Genomic DNA, 25351 nt, shown 5'->3' on the forward strand with positions numbered 1-25351 from the left:
TCGAGGTGGTGGACCGGGCGGGATGCGGGAAATCATCGCTGGCAGGGTCGGCGCCGTCCGGGCAGGGTGGGGGAGCGGCCCGAGGGCGGCCGCCGCGTCGAGGAGGCCCGCGTGTCCCGTCCCCCGTTCCCGCCGTTCACCCTGGAGACCGCCCGGCAGAAGGTGCAGGCCGCCGAGGACGGGTGGAACAGCCGTGATCCCGAGCGCGTCGCCCACGCCTACACCGAGGACACCGTCTGGCGGAACCGCGGCGAGTTCCTGCGGGGCCGCGACGAGGTGGTCGGCTTCCTGACCCGCAAGTGGCAGCGCGAGCTGGACTACGCGCTGCGCAAGGAGCTGTGGGCGTTCACCGACGACCGGATCGCCGTCCGTTTCCAGTACGAGTGGCAGGACGCCGAGGGCCGCACCTGGCGCTCCTACGGCAACGAGAACTGGGAGTTCGCCCCGGACGGGCTGATGCGCCGGCGGGAGGCGAGCATCAACGACGTGCCGATCGCGATGGAGGAGCGCTGGATCCTCGGCCCGCGGGAGGACGGCGACACCACCCCGCTGCCGCTGCGCTGAGGCCTGCGGCGCGGGGACACCCTGAGCCGGGAACCGGGGACGGATCAGGGGGTCACCTGATGGTCGGGGCGGGGGCCGGCGGCCAGGCTGGTGGCATGACCGAGACGCTTCCTCCGCCCAGCCCCTCCGACCCGCAGCCGGCGCCGGAGCGCCCCCGCCTGCGCCGCAGCAGCACCGACCGGATGGCGGGCGGGGTCTGCGGCGGCCTCGCCGACCACACCGGCATCGATCCCGTGCTGTGGCGGGTCGGCTTCGTCGGGCTGACCGTCGCCGGTGGCGTCGGCTTCTGGCTCTACCTGCTGCTCTGGGTGCTGCTGCCCCCCGCGCCCGACCGCGCCGACGAGACCCCCAGCCCCCTGGAGCAGCTGGCCCGGCGGCTGAACGCCGCCCTCACCGGGAACCGGTGGACCGCACCACGGTGACCGATCGGCTTCCCCGGCCGCGCGACACGGCGTCGCGCCCTGTCCGCGACCGGGAGCCGTCGGCCAGGATGGGGACCTCGCCGTCCCCGACCCGCAACGGAGCACCGACGTGACCGTCCCTTCCGGGCACCAGCCGCCGGCCCCCATGGTGGTTCCCCAGTTCTTCGTCAAGCAGCGGATCACCATGATGGTCAACCGCTACGAGATCCGGGTCGCCAACCCCGACGGCAGCGAGGGCCCCGTCATGGCCGTCGCCCAGCAGAAGCGGATGAAGCTGCGCGAGGAGGTCGTCTTCTTCGCCGACGAGTCGCAGAGCCGGCGGGTGTTCTCCTTCAAGGCCCGCCAGCGCATGGACGTCGGCGCCGAGCACGACGTGTTCGACGAGTTCGGCACGCCGATCGGCTACTTCAGCAAGCAGTTCGGCGCCAGCCTGTTCCGCTCGACCTGGAACCTGTCGGCCCCCGGGATCGAGGCCGTCGGGCAGGAGCGCAACCCGTTCATCGCCGTCCTGCGCCGGGTGTGGAACTTCATCCCGATCCTCAACAACATCCCGGTGCCCTTCCTCTTCCACTTCGACTTCACCGACACCCGCTCCGGCGCGACGGTGCTGAGCAGCGAGAAGCGGATCGCGCTGCGCGACCACTACACGGTCACCGTCCCCGACCCGCGGCTGGACTTCCGCGTCGCGGCGTCGATGGCCGTGGCCCTGGACGCGCTGCAGAGCCGCTGACCGGAGCCTCCCGGGGTGTTCCTCGCGCCATGGCGGTCCTGCCGGACGCCCGAGGCGGGAGGAACACCCCCTGAGCAGGGGACGACGCGGGGAAGCCCACCGGCACCAGCGGTGTTGCGCTGGGCAACCGACGTGAAAGGCCCCGCACATGAGCATCACCCTGTCCGTCCTCGACCTGGCTCCCATCCCGCGCGGGGAGACCGCGAGCAGCGCCATCGCCGCCAGCGTCGCGCTGGCCCGGTGCGCGGAGGAGCACGGCTACGAGCGCGTCTGGTACGCCGAGCACCACAACATGCCCTCGATCGCCTCCTCGGCGACCAGCGTGCTGATCTCGCACGTGGGTGCGCAGACCAGCCGCATCCGGCTCGGCGCGGGGGGGATCATGCTGCCCAACCACTCGCCGCTCACCATCGCCGAGCAGTTCGGCACGCTCGACGCGATGTACCCCGGCCGGATCGACCTGGGCCTCGGCCGCGCCCCGGGCAGCGACCAGAACACCATGTACGCGCTGCGCCGCGACCCCAACTCCGCCGACACGTTCCCGCAGGACGTGCTCGAGCTGCAGGCCTACCTCGCCGGTGAGACGCGGGTGCCCGGTGTCGACGCCGTGCCGGGCAAGGGCTCGCGGGTGCCGCTGTACGTCCTCGGGTCCTCGATGTTCGGGGCCACGCTCGCCGCCGCCCTCGGGCTGCCCTACGCCTTCGCCTCGCACTTCGCGCCGGCCATGCTCGAGTCCGCCGTGGCCGCCTACCGCCGGGAGTTCACGCCCTCCGCGCAGCTCGACCGGCCCTACGTGATCGCCGGCGTCAACGCCATCGCCGCCGACAGCCTGGCCGAGGCGCAGGAGCAGGCGCAGATCTCCCGCCGGGTGCGCGCGGTCGCGCTGTTCGGCCGGGGCCGGGACCTCACCGACGAGCAGGCCGACCAGCTGCTCGCCCAGGGCGCGGCCCACCACGTCGACCAGATGCTCACCTACGCCGCCATCGGCACCCCCGCCGACGTCCGCGACTACCTCACCGGCTTCGCGAGGACGGCCGACGCCGACGAGCTGATCGTCGCCCACCAGGCGCCCACGGCGGAGGCGCGGCTGCGCTCGGTGGCCCTGACCGCGGAGGCCATGGAGTCGGTGACCGCGTGACCGGCCGGTGTTTCGGCACCCCGGCGGCGGCGGGTAGCCCGCGACCGTGACGTACTCGATCGTGGCCCGTGACCCGCAGACCGGGGAGATGGGCGTCGCCACCCAGTCGCAGGCCTTCGCCGTCGGCAACAGCGTGCCCTTCGCCCTCCCGGGGCACGGCGTCATCGCCACGCAGTCGATGGCCGAGCCGATGTACGGCTCGGTCGGGCTGGACCTGCTGCAGGGCGGGTTCACCGCGCAGGAGGTGCTGACCGCGCTCAGCAGCGTCGACCCGCAGCCCGAGCGGCGGCAGGTCGCCGTCCTCGGTGTCGCCGGCGACTTCGCCGCGTACACCGGCACCAGCTGCGTGGACGACGCCGGGCACCTGCTCGGGGACACCTGCGTGGCGCTGGCGAACATGGCCAGCTCGCCCGCGGTCTGGGAGGCGATGGTCGAGCGGTTCGAGGGCTCGGCGGGGCCGCTCGCCCAGCGGCTGCTCGGTGCGCTGGAGGCGGGGGAGGAGGCCGGCGGCGACTTCCGCGGCCGGCGGTCGGCGGCGATCATGGTCGTCCGCGCCACCACCACCGGGCGCCCGTGGCACGACATGGTGGTCGACCTGCGCGTCGACGACTCCCCGGACCCGCTGGGCGTGCTCGCCGACCTCACCGTGACCCGGGCCCGCTACCAGGACGTGGTCCGCGCGTTCCAGATGGCGATCGACGGCGACCCGGTGACCGCCGACCGGGAGCTGGAGCTGCTCCGCCCGATGGACCCGCGCACCGAGCCCGACCAGCTGATGTGGCGCGCGGTGGTCGCCGCGCTGGCCGGCCGGGAGGACGCCGCCCGCGCGATGCTGGTCGAGCTGGCGGCCACGGCCCCCCAGTTCCTGGAGGCCGCCACCCGCTTCGGCAAGGCCGGGCTCATGCCGGCCGACGTCGTGGAGCGGATCATGCCGCCGGTCCCCGCCCGCTGACCGGGTTCAGACGGCGGGCAGCCGCGTGCTCCCCGGGGCCCCCTGGTGCGCGGCCAGCCAGCGGGGGAGCTCCTCGGTGGGCATGGCGGGGGCCAGGTGCCAGCCCTGCACGAGGTGGCAGCCCATCGAGCTGAGCAGGTCCCAGGTGGCCTGGTCCTCCACGCCCTCGGCGACCACCTCGAGACCCAGGTGCCGGGCCAGGTCGACGATGGCCCGCACGATCGCGGCGTTCTCGGCGTCGGTGGACAGCGCGGCGACGAAGCCGCGGTCGATCTTGACCTCCTGCACCGGCAGCTGCTGCAGGTAGGACAGCGACGAGTACCCGGTGCCGAAGTCGTCGATCGACAGCCGGACGCCCAGCCCGCGCAGCTGCTCCAGCAACGCGATCGCGCGACCCGGGTCGGCCATGACCGAGCTCTCGGTCACCTCCAGGGTGAGCCGGTCGGCCGGCACGCCGTGCTGCAGCAGCAGTTCGGCGATCTCGTCGACCAGCGCCGGGTCCTGGAGGCTGCGCGTGGACAGGTTCACCGCGACACCGAGGTCCTGCCCGTCCGCCCGCCACCGCGCGCACGCCGCCAGCGTGGCGTCGAGCACCCGGCTGGTGAGCACGCCGAGCAGCCCGCTGCGCTCGGCCACCGGCACGAAGTCGTCGGGCGGCACCCAGCCGCGCTCGGGGTGGTCCCAGCGGACCAGCGCCTCGACGCCCACGACCCGGCCGGAGCCCAGCTCGGCCTTGGGCTGGACGTGCACCACCACCGAGCCGTCGTGCAGGGCGGCCCGCAGCTCCGACACCAGGGTGAGCCGCCGCGGGCTGGTCGCGTGCAGGTCCGGCTCGTACAGGCGCATGCCCCCGGTCGAGGACTTCGCGTCGTACATCGCCAGGTCGGCGCACTTGAGCAGGGCCGCGGGGTCCGCGGCGTGCGCCGGCGCCAGCGCGATGCCGATCGACGCCCCGATCTCGACGGCGAGGCCGTCCAGGGGCACCGGCTGCTCGAGCACCTGCAGCAGCCGGCGGGCGATGCGGAAGGCGTGCTCCTCGTCGGCGCTCGCCGGCAGCAGGACGGCGAACTCGTCGCCGCCGAGCCGGGCCACCGTGCCCGCCGCACCCACCGCGGCGGTGAGCCGGACGCCGACCTCCACCAGCAGCGCGTCACCCTGGTGGTGCCCCAGGGTGTCGTTGACCTCCTTGAACTCGTCGAGGTCGAGGATCATCACGGTGGTCCCGGGCACCCGGCCCGCCGCCACGTCGTCCAGGGCCGCGGTGACCCCGCGCTGCAGGTGGGTGCGGTTGGGCAGGCCGGTGAGCGCGTCGTGCAGCGCGTCGTGGCGCAGCCGGCCGATCAGCTCGTCGTTGTGCAGCGCCACCCCCGCGTGGTTGGCCACCGTCTCCAGCAGCAGGACGTCGTCCCGGTCGAAGGTGCGCACGTCGCCCAGCCGGTTGCCCACCACGAGCGCCCCGGCGATGCCGGCGGACCCGCTGAGGGGGACGACGACCGCGTCCCGGAGGCCCTGCTCCGCCAGCCAGCCCCGCGCCCGCGGGTCGCGGGTGCCGCGGGGGAGGAGCACCGGCCGGCCCTCGCGGACGACGGCGTCGGTCATCCAGGACGCCGACGCGGGCGCCGGGCCCACCCAGCGCACCAGCTCGCCGGACGCGCCGAGGGAGACCCGCGTGACGACGCCGTCGGCGGTCGGCGCGGAGACGACCGTCGCCGACTCGCAGGACAGCAGGTCCCGGGCCTCGGCGAGCACGTCGGCCAGCAGCTCGCCGGCGTCGGAGGTCCGGCTCACCGACTCGCTGAACCGGTACAGCCGCTCCAGGTTCAGGTGCCGCTGGGCGAGCGCGGCGTAGCTCCGGAACGCCAGCAGGGAGAGGACCCCGCAGATCGCGAGCAGCCACCCCGCGGTCGGGGAGGCGGTCAGGGCCAGGACGGCGAGGAGGCCGAGCGTCGTCCCGATCAGCGGCACGACCAGGGAGCCGGCGTCGGACAGCAGCGCGCGCAGGTCGACGCCGCCGTCGTAGGCGGCGATGACGCCGCTGATGGCGGCCGCCGCCAGCACGTCGGCCGCCAGCGCCGCCGCGTACGCCGCCAGCCAGGTGCCCGGGGACGAGCTGTCGGGCGCCGGTGCCAGCGCGCGGAACACGGCGATGGCCAGGCTGGTCTCGCCGACCAGCAGGGCGATGTTGAACGCGATCTTCAGCGGCGGGGTGCGCCGGTACCCGACCATCGCCACGGTGCCGGCCACCAGGCGGCCGACCACCACGGCCAGGGGTGCGGCGAAGAACAGACCAAGGACCAGCGGCACCTCGCTGAAGGAGATGGTCTGCGCCTCGCGACGGGTCTGGATGTGCAGCACGAAGGCCTCGGTGGCGGCGAAGCCGAGCGCCATCGCCCACCACGGCAGCGGGAGGCCCGGGATCGCCGGCCCCTGGCCGAGCAGGCCGGGAGCCAGGACCGCCGCCAGGCCGAGGAGGCCGGCCATCAGGGTCAGCAGGCACAGGAAGCGGACACGCCGGGACAGCCCGCTCTCGTGCCCCTGCTCGGGCTCGGTCGCCACGGATGGTCCTCCTTCCTGCGCTCGGTGCGGATCCGGACGGTTGTCGGCGGATCGGCGGGGAAACTGAACGCCGCCTCACCCGTCCGGGGGGCGGCCCACCGGATGTCCCCGTGCCGTGCCGCGGATCAGTCCGACGAGGGGGCTGGCCGGCGCCTACCGACCAGGGGTGAGCCCCTCGTCCAGCCAGACCGCGTAGGCGTCGTCGGTCATGGGCCGGGCGGCGGCCAGGGCCTGCTCGAGCACCGGGACGGGGACCTCCGGCGCGGCGGTCACCCCCACCCGCACGTCCGCCTCGTAGCGGGCGAGCTCCTGCCAGCCGGCGGAGGCGCGCAGCCAGACGCCGTCCCGGACGATGCCGCACGAGGTCATCGGCTGGTCGCCGTCGGGCGTCCAGAGCGAGGTGGCGGCGCACGGGTCCGCCGCAGCGGTGTTGACCGGGTCGTCCCGGAAGAGCCACAGCACGGCGTCCGGCCGGAGGTCAGCGCGCTCCAGGCGGGTCCAGATCAATGGGGTGCCGGTGACCTGCGACGCCGAGAGGCGGTACCCGTCTGCCTCGGTGACCCAGGGCGGCTCGGTCGTCCCCACCTCGGTCACGACCCGCTCGGCGTGGACCTCCCGCGCCTCGTGCTGACTGTGCGGGATCGCGACCGCGGCGGTCGCTCCGACGAGGACGACCGCGGTGACGATCCGGACCACGCCGGGCCACTGCAGGCCGGCGACCGCGGCGAACGGCAGTCCGGCGGCCGCGTAACGCAGCATGACGGGGAGCCCGTCGCCGATGTCCTCCTGCAGCGCGACGTAGCCGAGCACCGCGACGGCCCCGGACGACACCAGCCCGAGCGCGATGCCGCGCGACAGGGATCCCGGGCGGCCGCAGCCGCCCGGGCCGGCGGTGCGGTCCAGGGCGACGGCGAGCGCGCACGCGACCGCGGTGACGACCGCGAGCGCCACGAGGACGGCGGTCCAGCCGCCGAACGTCGAGGCGATGACGACGGGGGCGCCGACGAGCGCGGACAGGATGCCCAGCAGCCCGGCGAGCAGCACGTGCAGCAGGGCCCGGGCCGGGCCCGCCGTGGGTGACGGACGTGCGGGGACGCCGGCCGGGGACGTGGGGAGCACGGGCGCAGTGTGGCAGCCCGCGGGGGGTCGGTTGTGCACGAAAGCCCCTCACCGCCGCGCGGAGAGGGGCTTTCGTGCACAACGGCGTCCCGGGGACGCCGGGATGGGTCAGCTCTTCGGCCGCGCCCCGGCCCGGAGCGCGCCGAGCAGGTCGTGGTTGAGCCGGGAGATGGTCTCCATCGAGATGCCCTTCGGGCAGGCGGCCGAACACTCGCCGATGTTGGTGCAGCCGCCGAAGCCCTCGCGGTCCTGCTGGGCGACCATGTTGACCACGCGGTCGTTGCGCTCGGGCTGGCCCTGGGGGAACAGGCCGAGGTGGGTCACCTTCGCCGCGGTGAACAGCATCGAGGAGGCGTTCGGGCACGCCGCCACGCAGGCGCCGCAGCCGATGCAGGTGGCGGCGTCGAAGGCGGCGTCGGAGTCGGCCTTGGGCACCGGGGTGGCGTGGGCGTCCGGCGCCGTCCCGGTCGGGACGCTGATGTAGCCGCCGGCCTGGATGATCCGGTCGAACGCGCGCCGGTCGACGGCGAGGTCCTTGATCACCGGGAAGGCCGTGGCCCGCCACGGCTCGACGTCGATCGTGTCGCCGTCGGCGAACGACCGCATGTGCAGCTGGCAGGTGGTGGTCTGCTGCGGCCCGTGCGCCTGCCCGTTGATCATGACGCCGCACATGCCGCAGATGCCCTCGCGGCAGTCGTGGTCGAAGGCGACCGGGTCGTCGCCCTGCAGGATCAGCTGCTCGTTGAGGACGTCGAGCATCTCCAGGAACGACATGTCGGGGGAGATGTCGGTGATCTTGTAGGTCACCATCTTGCCCTTGGCCGTCGGCCCCTGCTGACGCCAGATGCGCAGGGTCAGGTTCATCCCGCGCTTCTCGGCGCCGGGGTTGCCGACGCTGGACTGCATGCTGGCTGTCACTTGTAGCTCCGCTGGATCGTGATCACTTGTAGCTCCGCTGAGCCAGGTGGACGTACTCGTACTCGAGGTTCTCGCGGTGCAGCACCGGGGGCTGGCCCTCCGGCGTCCACTCCCAGGCGGCGACGTAGGCGAAGTTCTCGTCGTCGCGCAGCGCCTCGCCCTCGGGGGTCTGGCTCTCCGCGCGGAAGTGCCCACCGCAGCTCTCGCGGCGGTGCAGGGCGTCGATGCACATCAGCTCGCCGAGCTCGATGAAGTCGGCCACCCGGCCGGCGTGCTCCAGCGTCTGGTTGAACGAGTGCCAGTCCCCGCCGACCTTCAGGTCGGTCCAGAACTCCTGCCGGATCTCCCGGATGCGGTCGATGGCCTTGCGCAGCCCCTCGTCCGTGCGCTCCATGCCGCAGAGGTCCCACATCAGCTGGCCGAGCTCCCGGTGGAACGACGCCGGGGTGCGGTTGCCGTTGATGCTGAGCAGCCGCTGGGTCTGCTGCTGCACGCCCTCCAGCGCCTCGCGGGCGGCCGGATGGCTGTCGTCCACCTTGTCGAACGGGCCGTCGGCCAGGTACTCGCTGATCGTGGCCGGCAGGACGAAGTAGCCGTCGGCCAGACCCTGCATGAGGGCGCTGGCGCCGAGCCGGTTCGCGCCGTGGTCGGAGAAGTTGGCCTCGCCGATCACGAACATGCCCGGGATCGTCGACTGGAGGTCGTAGTCGACCCACAGCCCGCCCATCGTGTAGTGCACGGCCGGGTAGATCCGCATCGGCGTCTCGTACGGGTCCTCGCCGGTGATCTGGGCGTACATGTCGAAGAGGTTGCCGTACTTGGCCTCGATCGCCGGGCGGCCCAGCCGCTCCATGGCGTCGCTGAAGTCCAGGTAGACGCCGAGCCCGCCGGGGCCGACGCCGCGGCCCTCGTCGCAGACGTTCTTGGCCTGGCGCGAGGCGATGTCGCGGGGCACCAGGTTGCCGAACGCCGGGTAGATGCGCTCGAGGTAGTAGTCGCGCTCGTCCTCGGGGATCTGCCGCGGGTCGCGGTCGTCGCCGCGCTCCTTGGGCACCCACACGCGGCCGTCGTTGCGCAGCGACTCCGACATCAGGGTCAGCTTCGACTGGTAGTCGCCCTTGACCGGGATGCAGGTGGGGTGGATCTGGGTGTAGCAGGGGTTGGCGAAGTACGCGCCCCGCTTGTGCGCCCGCCAGATCGCCGTGGTGTTGGAGCCCTTGGCGTTGGTGGACAGGTAGAAGACGTTGCCGTAGCCGCCGCTGGCGACGACGACGGCGTCGGCGTAGTGGGTGCTGATCTCACCGGTGACGAGGTCGCGGGCGACGATGCCGCGGGCGCGGCCGTCGACCACGATCAGGTCGAGCATCTCGGTGCGCGAGTTCTCCTCGACGTTGCCGGCGGCGATCTGCCGCTCCAGGGCCTGGTAGGCGCCGTAGAGCAGCTGCTGGCCGGTCTGGCCGCGCGCGTAGAAGGTGCGCGACACCTGCGCGCCACCGAAGGAGCGGTTGTCCAGCAGCCCGCCGTACTCGCGGGCGAACGGCACGCCCTGCGCCACGGCCTGGTCGATGATGTTGACGCTGACCTCGGCGAGGCGGTGCACGTTGTTCTCGCGCGAGCGGAAGTCACCGCCCTTGACCGTGTCGTAGAACAGCCGGTGCACGCTGTCGCCGTCGTTGCGGTAGTTCTTGGCGGCGTTGATGCCACCCTGCGCCGCGACGCTGTGCGCCCGGCGCGGGCTGTCCTGGTACCAGAACGACTTGACCTTGTACCCGGCCTCGCCGAGCGTGGCGGCGGCGGAGCCGCCGGCCAGGCCGGTGCCGACGACGATGACCGTCAGCTTGCGCCGGTTGGCCGGGTTGACCAGGCGGCCGCGGAAGCGGCGCTCGCTCCACCGCTCGCCGATCGGCACGTCCATGGGGGCCTTGGTGTCGGCGATCGGCTCGCCGACGTTGAACAGCTCGAGAGGCATCGGGGGAGCTCCTTAGTCGATGAGCCCGAAGAGGATGGCGAACGGCGTGAGCAGGAAGCCGATGGTGAGGACCGTGGCGAGCACGACGGCGAAGGCGCTGACGGTCTTCTCGCGCCGGCGGTTGCTCTGGCCGAGCGTCTGGGTGGCGCTCCAGATGCCGTGCCGCAGGTGCATGCCGAGCAGGATCACCGCGATGGCGTAGAAGATCGTGACGACCGGGTTCTGGAAGCTGGCGAGCATGCGGTCGAACGGCTCGCTGTCGAAGCCTTCCGCGTTCACCGTGCCCAGGGTGAGGTCGAGGATGTGGAAGACGATGAAGGCCAGGATGATCACGCCACCCCAGCGCATGGTGCGCGAGGCGTAGCTCTGGGCCACGGCCTTCTTGGTGACGTAGCCCTGCGGCCGGGCCCGCTTGGCCTGCCGCCACAGCGAGACGGCGGCCCAGATGTGGGCGACCACGGCGACCAGCAGGACGATGCGGATGATCCACAGCGCCGTGGCGCCCGGCAGGGCCGGGTTGCCCACCGTCCGGATCCAGCCCGAGTACGAGTTGAACGACTCGGCGCCCGAGAAGGCCTTCAGGTTCCCGATCATGTGCGCGATCAGGTACAGCACCAGGATGATGCCGCTGACGGCCATCACGGCCTTCTTGAAGACCGAGTTGGTCTTCGCGACCTTCGGGGTCCTGCGCTGCGCGTGCGTCACCGTCACCACAATTCGCCACGGTAGGACTACTCCGGCGTTGCCACCAAGCCAACACGGGGTGACACGGCTCATGTAAGGGTCGCCTCACCGCAGGTCAGCGGGCCGCCGGGCGCATCCGTGCAGGTGAGGGCCTCCGGCGCCCCGGCGGTGGTGCCGTCGGCGGGAAGTGCGGCACGATTCACCCGTGCCCACCCCCACACGAGGCTTCCTCGGCCGCCGGCAGCGCGATCCGCGGCTCCCGCCCGGCCAGTACGACGTCGGCGGTGACTGGCCGGTGCTCACCGCCGAGCCGACGCCGCGCATCTCGCCGGAGACCTGGAGCATCACCGTCGACGGGAAGGTGGAGTCCCCGACCACCTGGTCCTGGGAGGAGGCGCACCGGCTGCCGCCCGCGGAGTACCGCGGCGACATCCACTGCGTCACCACCTGGTCGAAGTTCGACACCCGGTTCTCCGGGATCAGCGTGGACACCCTGCTGGAGGCCGCCCGGCCGACCGCCGAGGCGCACTTCGTCATGGCGACGTCGAAGACCGGCTACACGACCAACCTGCCGCTGGCCGACGTCACCGGGGGGAAGGCGTGGCTGGTCTGGGACTTCGACGGCCGGCCGCTGACCCCGGAGCACGGTGGCCCCGTCCGGCTCCTGGTGCCGCACCTGTACTTCTGGAAGAGCGCGAAGTGGATCAGCAAGCTCACGCTGCTGACCCGCGACCAGCCGGGCTTCTGGGAGCAGAACGGCTACCACGACCGCGGCGACCCCTGGCGCCAGCAGCGCTACCAGGGTGACTGACCCGCTGGGCCCGGGGGTCGTCGGCGCGCCCACCGGTGGCTGGCGGACGGCGACCGTCGCGGGCGTGCGCCGACCGGTGCCGCGCTCGGTGCAGCTCCGGCTCGATGTCGAGCACCGGGTGGACCACCTGCCCGGGCAGCACTACGTCGTGCGGCTGACCGCTCCGGACGGGTACACCGCGCAGCGCTCCTACTCCATCGCGTCGGCGCCGGACGACCCGCTGCTGGAGCTGTTCGTGGAACGGCTGGACGACGGCGAGGTGTCCACGCACCTGGCCGACGTCGTCGAGCCCGGGGACGTCCTGGAGATCCGCGGGCCGATCGGCGGCTGGTTCGTCTGGGACGGCGAGCGCCCGGCGCTGCTGCTGGCCGGCGGCAGCGGCGTCGTGCCGTTCGTCTCCATGCTGCGGACCGCGCGGGCGCTGGGCCGCACCGACCAGCTGCGGATCGCCGTCTCGGTGCGCACGCTGGAGCAGCTGCCCTACGCCGACGAGCTGCTGGCGGCGGGGGCGCTGGTCGCCACCACCCGGGAGCCGCGCGGCATCCGCCCCGCCGGCCGGCTGACCGCGGCCGACCTCGTGCCGCTGTGGGAGCCGGGCCAGACCGCCTTCGTCTGCGGCTCCGCCGCCTTCGCCGGCGCGACCACCCGGCTGCTGGAGTCCCTGGGCGTCCCGGCGGCGGACATCCGGGTGGAGCAGTTCGGCCCGACTGGCTGAGGGGCCCGGACGGGCCCCTCAGCCGCTCCGGAGGCGGCCGGGCTCAGCCGCCCGCGGTCGGGTTCCCCGGGGTGAACAGCCAGCGCTGGAACAGCTCGTCCAGCTGCTGCCCGGAGATCTTCTCGGCGAGCGCGACGAACTCGTCGGTGGTCACCGTGCCGCCGGCCTGCGACGCCACCCACTCCCGGATGATCGCGAAGAAGGCCTCGTCGCCCACCTCGTTCCGCAGCGCCTGGAGGGTCATCGCGCCGCGGTAGTAGACCGCGATGTCGAAGAGGTTCTCCGTCGCCGCCCCCGGGTCGCCGATGGTCAGCTCCCAGAACTGCGGCGGCGCGCCCGCGGCGATCGCGTCGAACTCCTGCTGCGGGGTGGACAGCCCCTCCTGCTCCAGCCACAGCCACTCGGCGTAGGTGGCGAACCCCTCGTTGAGCCAGATGTGCCGCCACTCGTCGATCCGGAGCAGGTCGCCGGTCCACTGGTGGGCCAGCTCGTGCACCACCACGAGGTCGCCGCTCACCGGGTCGCTGAAGAACGCCGAGGCGTAGATCGGCCGGGTCTGCGTCTCCAGCGCGAACTGGAACTCCGGGTGGTCGTCGACGATGCCGCCGGAGGCGCGGAACGGGTACGGGCCGAAGATGCCCGACAGGAACTCGGTGATCTCCGGCTGCCGGGCCAGCGACCCCTCGGCCAGCTCGCCGACGCTGGGTCCCTCGGTCTCCGGGTCGGGATCCATGGCGAACAGGTCGGGGTCCAGCGCGTCCCAGTACCGGATGCCGTCGGCGACGTACTCGCGGAGGTCGAACTCGCCGATCGCCAGCGTGACCAGGTACGTGGCCATCGGCTCCCGGGCGTCCCACGCCCACGTCGTCCACCCGCGCGCAGTGCGGCTGTCCCGGAGGACGCCGTTGGAGACGGCCTCCAGGCCTTCCGGGACGGTGGCCCGCACCCTGACCGAGGCGGCGTCCCGGGGGTGGTCGTTGGCCGGGAACCAGGTGGCCGCCACGTCGGGCTGGCCGGCGACGATCGCGCCGTCGTCGGTGTGCATGAACCCGGAGGTGCCCAGGGCGTCGGTGATGGTCTGCGGAACCCCGTCGTAGGTGACGGTGGTGCCGAAGATCTGCCCGGCGTGCACGGCCTTGCGCGGGGTGATCGTCAGCTCGCCGCCCTCGCGGGTCCAGGTGGCCGCCGCGGAGCCGACCCGCACCGACCGCACCTCCATGCCCTCCAGGTCGAGGTTGAAGGCCGACAGGTCCTGCAGGGCCCGCGCCCGGATCGTCGCGACGCCGCTGAGGACGTCGGTCGCGGGGTCGTAGCGGACGTCCAGGTCGTAGTGGAGGACGTCGTACCCGCCGTTCCCGTCGAGGGGGAAGTAGGGGTCACCGATGCCCGGGGCCCCGGGTGTGCCGTGGTCGGGCCGGTCGTCGCCGGCTGCGGCGGCGCCCGGGCCGAGCCCCAGCACCAGCACCGTCGACATGGTCAGAAACGAGATCTTCCGGGACATGGCTGCTCCCCTGAGCCGTCGCGGGCCTCCGGTTGCGGAGACGGCGACGGTAACCGGCCGGTGCCGGAACCGGCCGCCGCGCGGACCGGTGAACCTCCCCCGGCCGCGTGGGACCACGTGGCGGAGACGCCCGGTCGCTCGGTGCGACGGCGGGACGTCAGATCCAGCCGTGCCGCCGGGCCTCGGCGACGGCGGCGTGCCGGTTGGGCGCACCGAGCTTCACCGCCGCGGCGGAGAGGTGGTTGCGGACGGTGCCGGGGCAGAGGTGCGCCCGCGCGGCGATCTCCTCCACCGGAGCCCCGCCGGCGGCCAGCTCGAGGATGTCGGCCTCGCGCGGGGTCAGCGGGCTGTCGCCGGCGCTGATCGCCTCCGCGGCGAGCTCGGGGTCGACGTAGCGGCCACCCCGGTGCACGGTCCGGACGACGGTGGTCAGCACGGCGGAGCTCACCGTCTTCGGCAGGAAACCGCGGACGCCGGCCTCCAGGGCCCGCTTGAGGTGGCCGGGGCGGCCGTGCCCGGTGACGATGACCAGCCCGCACCCGGGGACGACGGAGGCCAGCTCGGCGGCCAGCGAGATGCCGTCGCGGTCGGGCAGCTGGAGGTCCAGCACCGCCACGTCGGGGGCGTGCGCCCGCGCCATGGCCAGCGCCTCGCCGGCCGAGGCGGCCTCGGCGACGACGGTCAGGTCCTCCTCCAGCGAGAGCAGCGCCGCCAGCGCCGAGCGGATGAGGTTCTCGTCGTCGGCGAGCAGGACGCGGATCGCCGGGCCGGTCACGTCGCGGCCCGCGGCAGGGTCGCGTCGAGCAGGAAGCGGCCGTCCTCGGACCGGGTGCGCAACCGCCCGTCGAGGCCGGCCAGCCGCTCGGCCAGCCCGGTGAGGCCGTTGCCCCGGCCGGGGGCGGCCTCGCCGGCGTCGTCGTTGACCACGGACAACCGCACCTCCTCGGGCGTCACGGACAGGGTGATCGTGCACTCCGCGGCGCGGCTGTGCCGCAGGACGTTGGTCACCGCCTCCCGCACCACCCAGCCCAGCGCCGTGTGCACCTGGGCCGGCAGCGCCGCACCGGCGTCCTCGCCGGTCACCGTGCACGCCACGCCCGCCGCGCGCAGCACCGACCGCGCGCCGGTGAGTTCCGCGGCCAGGTCCGCCGTGCGGTAGCCGCGCACCACCTCCCGCACCTCCCGCAGCGAGCCCTCCGCGATGCGGGCGATGTCGGCGAGCTCGTCCCCGGCACCGGGTTGGCCGCGGCGCACCAGCTCACCGGCCAGCTGGCTCTTCACGGCGATGGTCGACAGGTCACGGCCCATCACGTCGTGCAGGTCGCGGGCGAAGCGCAGCCGTTCCTCCGCGAGCGCCAGCTGCAGCTGCACCCCCCGGCTGCGCGCGGTCTCCTGCACCACGTCCAGCACCCACACCGAGAACCGGAAGGCGAGCACGACCCCGATCACCGCGGCGGTGAGCGCGACGCCCTGCGCCACCGCCGCCGGGGCCGCCGTCCCGGCCAGGTAGGACGCGAAGCCGCTCAGCACCCCGATGGTGAGCGTGTGCGGGACGAGCTGCCGGGTCGTCCAGACCGTCGAGCAGGCGGTCAGCACCATGCCGAGCGGCAGCGCTACCGACCAGGGGACGGCGGGCGACGGTTCTCCGGATCCGAAGGCCCAGACACCTCCCGCGGCCATCACCCCGGCGGCGGCGAACGCGGCGATCACCGTCGTGGTCGGCAGCGGCTCGCCCCGCCGGTGCGCAGCCAGCCCGCGGCGGGTCACCACCACCCCGCCGACGGTGGTGCCGACGGCGCCGGCGAAGAAGACCCCGACGGCCAGGTCGGAGACCTGCTGGGCGGCGGCGCCGAGCACCGCGACGGCGAACAGCGGGATGGCGCCGAGGAACGAGTAGAACGACCAGCGCGTGTAGAGCTCGATGCGCTCGGGGTCGGTTCGGCTGCCCCACCAGCCGGTCACGGTCGGCACGGTGCCCATGCTGCCCGACCCGGGAGCGGGGCCGCGCTCACCGGCGCGGCGCCCAGCGGAACCCGCGCCGGGCCAGCAGCGCGGCCACGACCAGCCAGCCGGCCAGGACGGCCAGCGGCTGCAGGGCGGAGCTCCACGCGCCGGCGAGGTCGACCAGCTCGCCGTCCCACGTCCGGCCGGCCAGGCCGAGCTGGCTGAGCTCCACCACCGGGGTGAGCGGCAGGAACCGTGCGACGGCGGCTACCGCGTCGGGCATGGCCGTCAGCGGGAAGAACATGCCGCACAGCCCGGAGGAGACCACGAGCAGGGGCAGCGCGGTGATCTGCGCGCTCTCGGCGCTGCGGGTGAACGCGGTACTCGCCGCGGCGAGCAGCACCATGAGCGCCGCTCCGAAGACCACGGCGACGAGCGGCAGCACGACGTCGACCGGGGCCGACCACTCGCCGAGCACGGCGATGCCCGCCGTGACCAGGGCGATCTGGGCGGCGGTCACCAGCAGCGTGGGCGCCGCGGTTCCCAGGACGACCTCGGTGCCGGTGAGCTCGCCGGTGCGCATCCGCTGGAGGACCAGCTCCTCGCGGCGGGCGACGAAGGTGGTGAGCAGGTTGTAGTAGGTCAGGAACGTGAGCATCACGGCGATGCTGGTGACCACGAGCTGGGGCCCCACGGCGACGGCGCCGTCGCCCAGGCCGAGGGCCGGGACCGTGGCCACCAGCAGCAGCGGGAGCACGCCGGAGTTCACGACCGCCGTGCGGTTGCGGAGGAACAGCCGGGTCTCCGCGCCGGCGAGCGCCATCGTCCGGCGGAGGCGGCCGGGGCCCCTCGGGGCGGCGACCGGCGGGCTGGTCGGGGAGGGGGCGGACGTGGGCATCGGGTGCTCCTGTGCTCGGGAGGTCATCGGGACGGCGACGGGGACGGTGCGGTGGGGCTGGCGCCGTCGGCGACGGCGAGGAACGCCTGCTCCAGGGAGGCCGACCGCGCCTGCAGGCCGCCGAGCGCGACGCCGTTCTCGGCGGCCCAGGGCAGCAGCGCGGTCAGCGCCGCCTGCAGGTCGCGGGTGTGCAGCTCGACGCGGGGCGCGGCACCGACCACCTCGACGCCGGGCACCGGGGGGAGCGGCGGGGCACCGTCGGGGAGGACGAACCGCACGGTGGCCGGCTGGGTGGCGGCGATCTCGGCCGGCCTGCCCTCCAGGCCGATGCACCCCGCGCGGAGGATGGCGATCCGGTCGGCGAGCTCCTCGGCCTCCTCGAGGTGGTGGGTGGTGAGGACGACGGCGGTGCCGCCGCGCACCATCTCGCGCACCAGCGACCACACCGTCCGCCGGCTCTCCGGGTCCAGCCCGGTGGTCGGCTCGTCCAGCACGAGCACCCGCGGGCGGCCGAGGAGGGCGAGGGCGAGGTCCAGCCGGCGGCGCTCGCCGCCGGAGAGGCTGCGCACCCGGACGTCGGTGCGCCCGGTCATGCCGACCTGCGCGAGCGCCTCGTCGACCGGCCGGGGGTCGGTGAGCGTGCGGGCCCAGGTGCGCACCGTCTCGCCGACGGTGAGGTCGCCGGGCAGGCCGCTGCTCTGCAGCAGCACGCCCAGGTACGGGCGGACGGCGGCGCGGTCGCGGCCCGGGTCGGCACCGAGGATCCGCACCGTGCCGCCGTCCGGGCGGGCCAGCCCTTCCAGCACCTCCAGCGCCGAGGTCTTGCCGGCGCCGTTGACGCCGAGCAGCGCGAACACCTCGCCGGGGTGCACCTCGAAGGAGATGCCGCGCACGGCCTCGAAGTCGCCGTAGCGCCGGCGCAGGTCGACGACCTCGACGGCGGGCCCGTCGCCGGCGCGAGGACCGCTCCGGCGGCGCGGGGAGTCCTGGACGGTGGTCATGAGCGGCCTCCTCGGGCGCTCCGCCGGCCGCCTTCGGGCCGGTGCTGCGGAACGCACCCCTGACGCTGCCGCCCGCGGGGCCGCGGCACAGGTGCCGTCGTTCACGCCCTGCGGCGCCGTCCGCACGGCGGACCCATGACGCGCGTCATGGTCTGGTCCGCCACCGGACCGTCGTGCCACGGTGACGCCCGAGCGACGGACGCAGCGTGCCGGCGCCGTGGAGAGGGGGCGACGTGACGGGTGCGGCCGCGACGGCGCTGGCCGGGCTGATGATCGGGTCGGGCGCCGCCCGGACCGTCGTCCCCGGCTACTTCCGGGGTCTCGTCCCGCCGTGGGTGCCGGCGCCCGGGGTGGCGGTCGCGCTCAGCGGTGCCGCCGACGTGCTCGCCGGGGTGCTGCTCCTCCGCCCGGCCACCCGCCGGGAGGGCGCGTGGCTGGCCGCAGGACTCGTCACGGCGTACCTGCCCGCCCACCTGGACCCACTGCGCCACGCGTCGACGGCCACCTCGCTGTTCGACCGCCGGCCGGGGATCGCCGCGCGGCTGGTCGTGAACGTGGGCTACATCGGCTGGGCGGTGGCCGTCGCCCGTGGCGCGGAGGACCTCAGCCGAGGACGCGGCGCGCCTCGGCGAGCACGGCGGGGCTGAGCACCGGCGCCCACGCCTCGGTGAGCCGGCGGAAGTAGCCGCCGTGCTGCTCGACGAAGCCCGGGGCGTGCCCGGCGACGTCCAGCTCGTTTCCCAGGCTGAGATCGGCGAAGTCGCGCAGCTGCGGCCCCTCGAGCCGCTCGGCCTGCCCGTTGCGCCGGTCGTGCACGAGCCCGGTGGCCGCGAGGTCGGGCCAGGTGCGGTCGCGGTCGCAGCCGCCGTAGCGGTGCACCAGCTCCTCGGCGGCCGGACCGATGATCTCCACCAGGAGCGGGCGCTCGTCGTCGGCCAGCAGCCGGACGTCGAAGCCGTCGGTGCCGTAGACCGCGTGCGCCCGGCCGGCGAGCTGCAGGTCGGGGCCGGCCCCCAGCCGGGCCAGCAGGAGCTGCACCCGCTCCAGGTGCGCGGCCAGCGTGCCGCCGGGGTGCTCGATGCGCTCGGCGCCGCGGTCCCGCAGCAGGGCGGCGAGCCGGTCGGAGGTGTCCACGGCCGGACCGTAGCCGCCGGTGGGACGGGGCAGCCGCCGGTGGGACGGGGCAGCCGCCGGCGGAGGCCACCGCCGCCGGGCCGGTGTGCGCGACCGGCGGGCGGGTAGGGCCGGGCGGATGCACCGGAGCCACGCCGTGGTCCCGGTGCCGCGCGAGGAGGAAGCGTGGAGGACCAGGACCAGAAGCGTGCGGAGCTGGGGGAGACCGACGCCCCCGCCGAGGACGAGGTCGCCGAGGCGTTCGAGAAGATCGTCAGCGAGGGCGCGCAGCGCCTGCACCGCCGGTGGCGGGAGGTGCTGGCGACCGGCCTGGCCGGTGGGCTCGAGGTGGCCGTCGGGGTGCTGGCCCTGCTGGCGGTCCTCGCCGCGACCGGCAGCGAGCTGCTCGCCGGGCTGGCGTTCAGCATCGGTTTCATCGCGCTGATGCTGGGCCGCAGCGAGCTGTTCACGGAGGGCTTCCTCGTACCGGTGACGGCGGTGTTCGCCGGCCGTGCCAGCGCGGCTCAGCTGGGCAAGCTCTGGGCGGGGACCCTGGTCGCCAACCTCCTCGGTGGCTGGCTGGTCATGTGGGTGGTCGTGCACGGGTTCCCCGAGCTGACCGGCTACGCCATCGAGTCGGCGACCCACTTCGTCGAGGCGCCGCTGAACCTGCAGTCGGCCTGCCTGGCCTTCCTGGGCGGCAGCGTGATCACGCTGATGACCCGCATGCAGCACGGCGCGCACTCGGAGGGCGGCAAGATCGTCGCCTCGGTCATCGGGGGATTCCTGCTCGCCGGGCTGATGCTCTTCCACTCGATCCTCGACTCGCTGCTCATCTTCGGCGCCCTGCACGCCGGCGCCCCGTTCGGCTACGTCGACTGGCTGGCGTGGTTCTGGTACACGCTCCTGCTCAACATGGCCGGGGGGCTCTTCGTCATCACGCTGATCCGCCTGGTGCGGAGCAAGGAGCTGATCGAGCGGGAGCGCGCGGCCGTCCAGCGGGAGAACTAGGGGCGCGCCTGCACCGCCCCGACCGGTGCACTGGCCATCCTGGCCCGGTGATCGAGCTCGACGGGCTGACCAAGCGGTACCGGTCGCGCGTCGCCGTCGACGACCTGACGGTCACCGTCGAGCCCGGCCGGGTCACCGGCTTCCTCGGCCCGAACGGCTCGGGCAAGACCACGACGATGCGCTGCGTGCTCGGCCTGGCCCGGCCCACCGCCGGGACGGCGACGGTGCTGGGCCGGCCCTACCGCGAGCTCGCCCACCCGATGCGGGACGTCGGTGCGCTGGTCGACCCGCGCGCCCGCCACCCGGGGCGCACCGCGCACACCCATCTGCTGGCGCTGGCCCGGAGCAACGCCCTGCCCCGCTCCCGGGTCGACGCCGTCATCGAGCTGGTCGGGCTCGGCCCGGTCGCGTACGAGCGGGTGCGCGGGTTCTCCCTCGGGATGGCCCAGCGGCTGGGCATCGCGGCCGCGCTGCTCGGTGACCCCGAGGTGCTGCTGCTGGACGAGCCGGTCAACGGGCTGGACCCCGAGGGCATCCGCTGGGTCCGCGGGCTGCTGCGCGACCTGGCCGCCGAGGGGCGCACGGTCCTGGTCTCCAGCCACCTGATGAGCGAGATGCAGGACACCGCCGACCACCTCGTCGTGCTCGGGCGCGGCCGGCTGCTCGCCGACGTCCCGGTGCACGAGCTGCTGGGGGCGCACGCGGCGGTGCGGGTGCGCAGCCCGGAGGCCCCGCTGCTGGCGGCCGGGATCCGGCGGGCCGGCGGGCGGGTCGAGCTGGAGATCGACGGGGCGCTGCGCGTGGAGGGGCTGGCCGCCGCCCGGGTGGGCGACCTGGCGCACGAGCTGGGGGTGCGGGTGCACGAGCTGGCCGGCATCAGCACGTCCCTCGAGGAGGCCTACCTGGCGCTCACCGGGGACGACGTCGAGTACCGGGCGGCCGGGTCGTGAGCCGGGGCGTGCCGTTCGCCGCGGTCGTGCGCAGCGAGGCCACCAAGTTCGTGGCGACGCGCTCCGCCTGGTGGTGCACGGCGCTGTTCGTGCTGCTGGTCGGGGGCGCCGGGTGGCTCGCGGCGGCGACCACGCAGGCCGCGCCCAGCGCCGGTGTCGCGGTGAGCTCCGCGCTCACCGGGTTCGGCGCGGGCCAGGTGCCGCTGGTCGTGGCCGGGGTGCTGACGATGAGCGCCGAGTTCGGCACCGGGCTGGCCCTGGCGTCGCTGACGGCGGTGCCGCGGCGGGTCCGGCTGCTGCTGGCCAAGACCGTCGTCGTCGTCGCCTGGGCGGGACTGCTGGCTGCGCTCCTCGCGGCGTCGTGCCTGCTCGCCGCGCGGACCCTCACCGCCGTGCCCGGGGGCATCCCGCTCACCGATCCCGACGTGCTGCGCCAGCTGGGTCTGCAGACCGCCGGCGCGGTGCTGACCGCGGTGCTCGCGGTCGGGCTCGGGGCGCTGCTGCGCTCGGCGGCCGGCGCGCTCGGCGTCGCGCTGGGGCTCGTGCTCGTGCTCCCGCCGGTGCTGGCGATCGCGGGCACCGAGCTCACCGTCCGGCTCTCGCGGCTGCTGCCGGCGTTCCGGGTGGGCGAGGACTCCTTCCTCGCGGTGGCCACCTCCTGGCAGACCGGGCTGCTGGTGGCCGGCGCGTGGGCCGGTGCGGCCTGGCTGCTCGGCGCCGTCCTCCTGGAGCGGCGGGACGTCTAGCTGCGGGCGGCCCGGCGGATCGTCGCGACGTACCGCGCGGTGCCCAGCCGCTGCAGCGCCAGGCTCAGCGGACCGGCGAGCCGCGCCGCCGGGGAGGCCAGCCGGAAGAACACCCGGATCCCGTAGACGACGTCGCCGTCGTCGGTCAGCCGGACGGTGAACCGCTCCTCGCCGCTCTCCGGGTGGCCGGCCAGCGTGCCGTAGGCGAAACCGCGCTCGGCGCCCTCGGTGCGAGCCCAGACCACCCGGCACGGCAGGTCGTAGCCCAGCCGGGGCAGCCCGGCGGTCAGGACGACGACGGTGCCCGGGCTGCTCGCCGGGCCGTCGGCGTGCACCCGGAGGCCGGCCCCCCGCTGGGCCCGCCAGCCGAACACCGCCGCCGTGGCGCGCGCGAACGCCGCTGGGCCGGTGCCGACGACGGCCCGGTGCTCGGCCGCGTGGTAGCCCGCGGGCAGGACGGCGTCGCCGGTCGCGCCCACCTCCGGATAGCTGAACGGCACGGCGGAGAGGGAGGCGGGATCGGTCGCGCGCAGGAGGCCCACGTCCGCAGTCTGCGGCCCGGTCGCCGGTCCCGCCGGGGCGGTCAGCCCACCCGCCGTGCGGTGAGCCGGGCCTCCAGCTCGGCCACGCACGCGGGCAGCTCCTCGCCCGGGAGCGGCCGGGCCAGCCAGTAGCCCTGGGCGGCGTCGCAGCCGAGCCGGCCGAGCTCGTCCCACGTGGCGCGGGTCTCCACGCCCTCGGCCACCACCCGCAGGCCCAGGCTGTGCGCCAGGTCGACGGTGGACCGCACGATCGTCCGGTCGCTGGTGTCGAGCTCCATCGTCTGGACGAAGGACCGGTCGATCTTCAGCGTGCTCACCGGCAGCCGGGTCAGATAGGCGAGCGACGCGTGGCCGGTGCCGTAGTCGTCCACGGCCAGCTCCAGGCCCAGGTCGCGCAGCCGGTGCAGCACCTCCAGGGCCCGCTCCGGGTCCTTCATGGCCGCGCTCTCGGTGATCTCCAGCTCCAGGCAGGCCGGTGGCAGCCCGTGCCGCGCCAGCAGCGCGGCCACCTGGTCGGCCAGGCCCGCGTCGAGCAGGCTGCGCGCCGAGAGGTTCACCCCGACGGTCAGCGCCAGCCCCTGGTCCCGCCACCGCCGGCACGCGGCGAGCGCCTGGTCCAGCACCGCCTCGGTCAGGGGGTGGATCAGCCCGGTCTGCTCGGCCAGCGGGACGAACTCCGACGGCGGCACCAGCCCGCGCTCCGGGTGCCGCCAGCGCACCAGCGCCTCGACCCCGAGCACCCGCCCGTCGGCGACGGCGACCCGCGGCTGGTAGTGGACCAGCAGCTCGCCCTCGCGGATGGCGCGGCGCAGCTCCCCGAAGAGGCTCAGCTGCGCGGGGGCGTCGGCGTCGAGCGCGGTCCGGTAGACGGCGACCCCGAGGTGGTCGGCCTTCGCCGCGTACATGGCCACGTCGGCGTGGCGGAGCAGATCCGCCGCGCCGGGCCCGTCGACGGCGACGCCGCAGCTGCCGTCGACCTCGAGGGTGACCCCGGCGAGGGGGAACGGGCGGCGGACGGCCCGGAGCGCGCGCTCGGCGACCTGGGCGGCCTCGTCGGCGTCGCAGCCGCGCAGCAGCAGGACGAACTCGTCCCCGCCGAGCCGGGCGAGGACGGTGTCCCCGCGCAGCTCGTCGGCCAGCCGCAGCGCCACCGCCCGCAGCAGGATGTCGCCCACGTCGTGGCCCAGGGTGTCGTTCACCTCCTTGAACCGGTCGAGGTCCATCAGGACGACCGCGGCGGCCGGGCCGCCGGCGAGCGCCTCGGTCACCGCCCGCTCGATCTCCTCGACCAGCGCGGCCCGGTTGAGCAGGCCGGTCAGGGCGTCGTGCTGCGCGCGGTGCCGGAGCTCCTCCTCGGCGGCGCGACGGGACAGCACCTCCGCCTTGAGCTCGTCGGACCGGCGCTTGCCGAAGACCATCATCAGCAGGTGGGAGAAGGCGAGGACGAGCACCACGTCGTCCGCGGGCCCGCCGAGCAGCTCGGGCAGGTCCCAGCGCACGCTGGCCACGGCGGACAGGGCGGTGAGCACCGCGACGACGAGGGCCTCCCGCAGGACGCGCGCCCGCAGCGCGCCGATCCCGCCGGGCCGGCCGGGTCGCTCCATGCGCACCCCCTCGAGTGGCGTCGTTCCGGGGGAGATCGGCGCCCCGCCGGGAGCCCTTGAGCGCCCGGGCGCGGGCGTCCCCCCGTCGGGTGGCGCGCACGGCCGGCGCGGCGCCGTCGCGTGGGGGACGGCGGTGTCCGGGCGTAGGTTGACCGCACTGTGCTGCCCGTCGTCACCGCCACCCGCTACGTCACCCCGCTGCGCGAGGGTGGGTCGCTGCCTGGGCTGATGGAGGCCGACGACCTCGGCACCTACGTGGTGAAGTGGCGGGCGGCCGGCCAGGGCGTGAAGGTGCTCGTGGCCGAGATCGTCTGCGCCGAGCTGGCCCGCGCGCTGGGGCTGCCGGTGCCGGCGCTGGTCACCGTCGACGTCGCCGCCGAGCTGGCGGTGGGCGAGCCCGACCACGAGGTGCAGGAGCTGCTGCAGCGCTCGGCCGGGCGCAACCTCGGGCTGGACTACCTGCCGGGAGCGCTCGACTTCGAGGCCGGCGCCGACGGCGTCGATCCCGAGCTCGCCGGCCGGGTGCTGTGGTTCGACGCCCTGATCGGCAACGTCGACCGCAGCTGGCGGAACCCGAACATGCTGTTCTGGCACGGCCGGCTGCAGTTGATCGACCACGGCGCCGCGCTCACCTTCCACCACCACTGGCCCGGTGCCGAGGCCGCCGTCACCCGGCCCTACGACGCCTCGGCGCACGCGCTGGTCGAGTGCGCGCCCGACGTGCCGGCGGCCGACGCGGCGCTGGCCGGCCGGGTCACCCGGCCGCTGCTGGACGGCGTCCTGGAGCAGGTGCCCGACGAGTGGCTGACCGACGACGGCGGGGAGCCGGCGCACGCGGTCCGGAACCGCTACACGGGGCAGCTGCTCGCGCGGCTGGCCGCCCGTGACGCGTGGCTGCCCGGGCTGGTGGCGGCCGCCGCCACCGGGGGAGCGGGCCGCCGGCGCGGTCCGGTCGGCGCCAACCGGCCGGGCTGGCTCGGGCCGCCGCCGCCCGAGGGGATGAGCCAGCGATGAACGCAGCATCGGCCAGGGAGACCTTCGAGTACGCCGTGCTGCGGGTCGTCCCGCGCGTGGAGCGCGGTGAGTCGCTCAACGCGGGTGTGCTCGTCTACTGCCGGCAGCGCGACTACCTGGGCTCGCGGCTGCACCTCGACGCCGACCGGCTGCGGGCGCTGGACCCGACGGCCGACCCGGTGGCCATCGGCCGCGCCCTGCAGGCGGCCGCCGACGTCTGCTCGGCCCACCCGGGGGCCGGCGCCGCCGGGCGCGAGGCGCTGGGCTCGCGGTTCCGCTGGCTCACCGCCCCGCGCAGCACGGTGATCCAGCCCGGCCCGGTGCACACCGGGCTTACCGCCGACCCGGATGCCGAGGCCGACCGGCTGCTGCGCCTGCTGGTCCTCCCCGTCGAGGGCTGACCCCGACCCAGCGGTCCGGTCGCGGTCGGCCGGTGAACGCGCGACCAC

The 25351-nt window shown here is 74.7% G+C and carries 26 protein-coding genes; 13 read left to right on the forward strand and 13 right to left on the reverse strand.

Annotated elements, in window-relative coordinates; all coding sequences use genetic code 11:
- The first annotated feature begins 111 nt into the window (after nt 1–111).
- The 5 genes from BD833_RS13020 to BD833_RS13040 all read left to right on the forward strand — a co-directional run bounded on the left by BD833_RS13020 (nt 112) and on the right by BD833_RS13040 (nt 3806).
- Entirely contained in the window at nt 112–564 is a 453-nt protein-coding gene (locus BD833_RS13020) for a nuclear transport factor 2 family protein (RefSeq protein WP_166533581.1), read from the forward strand.
- A gap of 95 nt (nt 565–659) precedes the next feature.
- A complete protein-coding gene (locus tag BD833_RS13025; RefSeq protein WP_166533582.1) occupies nt 660–986 on the forward strand; it encodes a PspC domain-containing protein in 327 nt (108 codons plus the stop codon).
- A 109-nt stretch (nt 987–1095) separates the two neighbouring features.
- A complete protein-coding gene (locus BD833_RS13030; RefSeq protein WP_208092633.1) occupies nt 1096–1716 on the forward strand; it encodes an LURP-one-related family protein in 621 nt (206 codons plus the stop codon).
- A 148-nt stretch (nt 1717–1864) separates the two neighbouring features.
- A complete protein-coding gene (locus BD833_RS13035) occupies nt 1865–2854 on the forward strand; it encodes an LLM class flavin-dependent oxidoreductase (RefSeq protein ID WP_166533583.1) in 990 nt (329 codons plus the stop codon).
- Nucleotides 2855–2900: 46 nt separating this feature from the next.
- On the forward strand, nt 2901–3806 hold the full coding sequence (locus BD833_RS13040; protein WP_166533584.1) for a DUF1028 domain-containing protein: 906 nt from the start codon (nt 2901–2903) through the stop codon (nt 3804–3806).
- Between the two features lie 6 nt (nt 3807–3812).
- Here BD833_RS13040 and BD833_RS13045 read toward each other — a convergent pair whose 3' ends face one another.
- The 5 genes from BD833_RS13045 to BD833_RS13065 all read right to left on the reverse strand — a co-directional run bounded on the left by BD833_RS13045 (nt 3813) and on the right by BD833_RS13065 (nt 11079).
- Nucleotides 3813–6362 carry a putative bifunctional diguanylate cyclase/phosphodiesterase gene (locus BD833_RS13045; protein WP_166533585.1) on the reverse strand — a complete coding sequence of 850 codons (2550 nt, stop codon included), beginning with the start codon at nt 6360–6362 and terminating at the stop codon, nt 3813–3815.
- 153 nt (nt 6363–6515) lie between these two features.
- Complete coding sequence (locus BD833_RS13050; protein ID WP_166533586.1) at nt 6516–7481, reverse strand: hypothetical protein; 966 nt, start codon at nt 7479–7481, stop codon at nt 6516–6518.
- Nucleotides 7482–7589: 108 nt separating this feature from the next.
- Nucleotides 7590–8399, reverse strand: a complete 810-nt coding sequence (locus BD833_RS13055; protein ID WP_243737639.1) for a succinate dehydrogenase/fumarate reductase iron-sulfur subunit — start codon at nt 8397–8399, stop codon at nt 7590–7592.
- Nucleotides 8400–8421: 22 nt separating this feature from the next.
- Nucleotides 8422–10368: a fumarate reductase/succinate dehydrogenase flavoprotein subunit gene (locus BD833_RS13060; RefSeq protein ID WP_166533587.1), complete on the reverse strand. Its 1947-nt coding sequence runs from the start codon at nt 10366–10368 to the stop codon at nt 8422–8424.
- 12 nt (nt 10369–10380) lie between these two features.
- On the reverse strand, nt 10381–11079 hold the full coding sequence (locus tag BD833_RS13065) for a succinate dehydrogenase cytochrome b subunit (RefSeq protein ID WP_243737640.1): 699 nt from the start codon (nt 11077–11079) through the stop codon (nt 10381–10383).
- Between the two features lie 178 nt (nt 11080–11257).
- On the opposite strand from BD833_RS13065, the gene BD833_RS13070 reads away from it, so the two are divergent.
- Nucleotides 11258–11863, forward strand: a complete 606-nt coding sequence (locus BD833_RS13070) for a sulfite oxidase-like oxidoreductase (RefSeq protein WP_166533589.1) — start codon at nt 11258–11260, stop codon at nt 11861–11863.
- A complete protein-coding gene (locus BD833_RS13075) occupies nt 11856–12578 on the forward strand; it encodes an FAD-binding oxidoreductase (protein WP_243737641.1) in 723 nt (240 codons plus the stop codon). Before BD833_RS13070 ends, BD833_RS13075 begins: the two co-directional genes overlap by 8 nt.
- A gap of 43 nt (nt 12579–12621) precedes the next feature.
- Here BD833_RS13075 and BD833_RS13080 read toward each other — a convergent pair whose 3' ends face one another.
- The 5 genes from BD833_RS13080 to BD833_RS13100 all read right to left on the reverse strand — a co-directional run bounded on the left by BD833_RS13080 (nt 12622) and on the right by BD833_RS13100 (nt 17922).
- On the reverse strand, nt 12622–14079 hold the full coding sequence (locus BD833_RS13080; RefSeq protein WP_166533590.1) for a M1 family metallopeptidase: 1458 nt from the start codon (nt 14077–14079) through the stop codon (nt 12622–12624).
- Between the two features lie 157 nt (nt 14080–14236).
- On the reverse strand, nt 14237–14854 hold the full coding sequence (locus BD833_RS13085) for a response regulator transcription factor (protein WP_166533591.1): 618 nt from the start codon (nt 14852–14854) through the stop codon (nt 14237–14239).
- The gene (locus BD833_RS13090) at nt 14851–16050 is read right to left on the reverse strand and encodes a sensor histidine kinase (RefSeq protein WP_166533592.1); all 1200 of its coding nucleotides are present in this window, start codon (nt 16048–16050) and stop codon (nt 14851–14853) included. Before BD833_RS13090 ends, BD833_RS13085 begins: the two co-directional genes overlap by 4 nt.
- A 37-nt stretch (nt 16051–16087) precedes the next feature.
- Nucleotides 16088–16921 (reverse strand): ABC transporter permease, encoded by an 834-nt coding sequence (locus tag BD833_RS13095; protein WP_166533593.1) that lies wholly within the window; start codon nt 16919–16921, stop codon nt 16088–16090.
- Between the two features lie 23 nt (nt 16922–16944).
- The gene (locus BD833_RS13100; protein ID WP_166533594.1) at nt 16945–17922 is read right to left on the reverse strand and encodes an ABC transporter ATP-binding protein; all 978 of its coding nucleotides are present in this window, start codon (nt 17920–17922) and stop codon (nt 16945–16947) included.
- Between the two features lie 233 nt (nt 17923–18155).
- On the opposite strand from BD833_RS13100, the gene BD833_RS13105 reads away from it, so the two are divergent.
- On the forward strand, nt 18156–18569 hold the full coding sequence (locus tag BD833_RS13105; protein ID WP_166533595.1) for a DoxX family protein: 414 nt from the start codon (nt 18156–18158) through the stop codon (nt 18567–18569).
- Here BD833_RS13105 and BD833_RS13110 read toward each other — a convergent pair.
- Nucleotides 18526–19056, reverse strand: a complete 531-nt coding sequence (locus BD833_RS13110) for a DUF6817 domain-containing protein (protein ID WP_166533596.1) — start codon at nt 19054–19056, stop codon at nt 18526–18528. The two genes, BD833_RS13105 and BD833_RS13110, sit on opposite strands and share 44 nt — an antisense overlap.
- Before the next feature lie 165 nt (nt 19057–19221).
- Here BD833_RS13110 and BD833_RS13115 point away from each other — a divergent pair, with 165 nt between their 5' ends.
- The 3 genes from BD833_RS13115 to BD833_RS13125 are packed head-to-tail and all read left to right on the forward strand — an operon-like array spanning nt 19222 to nt 21742.
- A complete protein-coding gene (locus BD833_RS13115; RefSeq protein ID WP_166533597.1) occupies nt 19222–20046 on the forward strand; it encodes a formate/nitrite transporter family protein in 825 nt (274 codons plus the stop codon).
- A 47-nt stretch (nt 20047–20093) separates the two neighbouring features.
- Nucleotides 20094–20996 (forward strand): ABC transporter ATP-binding protein, encoded by a 903-nt coding sequence (locus BD833_RS13120; RefSeq protein WP_166533598.1) that lies wholly within the window; start codon nt 20094–20096, stop codon nt 20994–20996.
- Nucleotides 20997–21004: 8 nt separating this feature from the next.
- The gene (locus BD833_RS13125; RefSeq protein ID WP_166533599.1) at nt 21005–21742 is read left to right on the forward strand and encodes a hypothetical protein; all 738 of its coding nucleotides are present in this window, start codon (nt 21005–21007) and stop codon (nt 21740–21742) included.
- Here the strand turns inward: BD833_RS13125 and BD833_RS13130 are convergent.
- Both BD833_RS13130 and BD833_RS13135 read right to left on the reverse strand, forming a co-directional pair.
- The gene (locus BD833_RS13130; RefSeq protein ID WP_243737642.1) at nt 21739–22284 is read right to left on the reverse strand and encodes a DUF1990 family protein; all 546 of its coding nucleotides are present in this window, start codon (nt 22282–22284) and stop codon (nt 21739–21741) included. The two genes, BD833_RS13125 and BD833_RS13130, sit on opposite strands and share 4 nt — an antisense overlap.
- Before the next feature lie 41 nt (nt 22285–22325).
- Entirely contained in the window at nt 22326–23888 is a 1563-nt protein-coding gene (locus BD833_RS13135; RefSeq protein ID WP_166533600.1) for a putative bifunctional diguanylate cyclase/phosphodiesterase, read from the reverse strand.
- Nucleotides 23889–24047: 159 nt separating this feature from the next.
- On the opposite strand from BD833_RS13135, the gene BD833_RS13140 reads away from it, so the two are divergent.
- Both BD833_RS13140 and BD833_RS13145 read left to right on the forward strand, forming a co-directional pair.
- Nucleotides 24048–24902: a HipA family kinase gene (locus BD833_RS13140; protein ID WP_166533601.1), complete on the forward strand. Its 855-nt coding sequence runs from the start codon at nt 24048–24050 to the stop codon at nt 24900–24902.
- Nucleotides 24899–25303: a DUF3037 domain-containing protein gene (locus BD833_RS13145; protein ID WP_166533602.1), complete on the forward strand. Its 405-nt coding sequence runs from the start codon at nt 24899–24901 to the stop codon at nt 25301–25303. The genes BD833_RS13140 and BD833_RS13145 overlap by 4 nt, the downstream gene beginning before the upstream one ends.
- Nucleotides 25304–25351: the final 48 nt, after the last annotated feature.

The sequence above is a fragment of the Blastococcus xanthinilyticus genome (assembly GCF_008124835.1).
GTDB lineage: Bacteria > Actinomycetota > Actinomycetes > Mycobacteriales > Geodermatophilaceae > Blastococcus > Blastococcus xanthinilyticus.

Coding starts and splice junctions, on each gene's coding strand:
- BD833_RS13135 (WP_166533600.1), bottom strand. CDS start 23,888: ATGGAGCGACCCGGCCGGCCCGGCGGGATCGGCGCGCTGCGGGCGCGC.
- BD833_RS13025 (WP_166533582.1), top strand. CDS start 660: ATGACCGAGACGCTTCCTCCGCCCAGCCCCTCCGACCCGCAGCCGGCG.
- BD833_RS13100 (WP_166533594.1), bottom strand. CDS start 17,922: ATGACCACCGTCCAGGACTCCCCGCGCCGCCGGAGCGGTCCTCGCGCC.
- BD833_RS13080 (WP_166533590.1), bottom strand. CDS start 14,079: ATGTCCCGGAAGATCTCGTTTCTGACCATGTCGACGGTGCTGGTGCTG.
- BD833_RS13060 (WP_166533587.1), bottom strand. CDS start 10,368: ATGCCTCTCGAGCTGTTCAACGTCGGCGAGCCGATCGCCGACACCAAG.
- BD833_RS13035 (WP_166533583.1), top strand. CDS start 1,865: ATGAGCATCACCCTGTCCGTCCTCGACCTGGCTCCCATCCCGCGCGGG.
- BD833_RS13145 (WP_166533602.1), top strand. CDS start 24,899: ATGAACGCAGCATCGGCCAGGGAGACCTTCGAGTACGCCGTGCTGCGG.
- BD833_RS13095 (WP_166533593.1), bottom strand. CDS start 16,921: ATGCCCACGTCCGCCCCCTCCCCGACCAGCCCGCCGGTCGCCGCCCCG.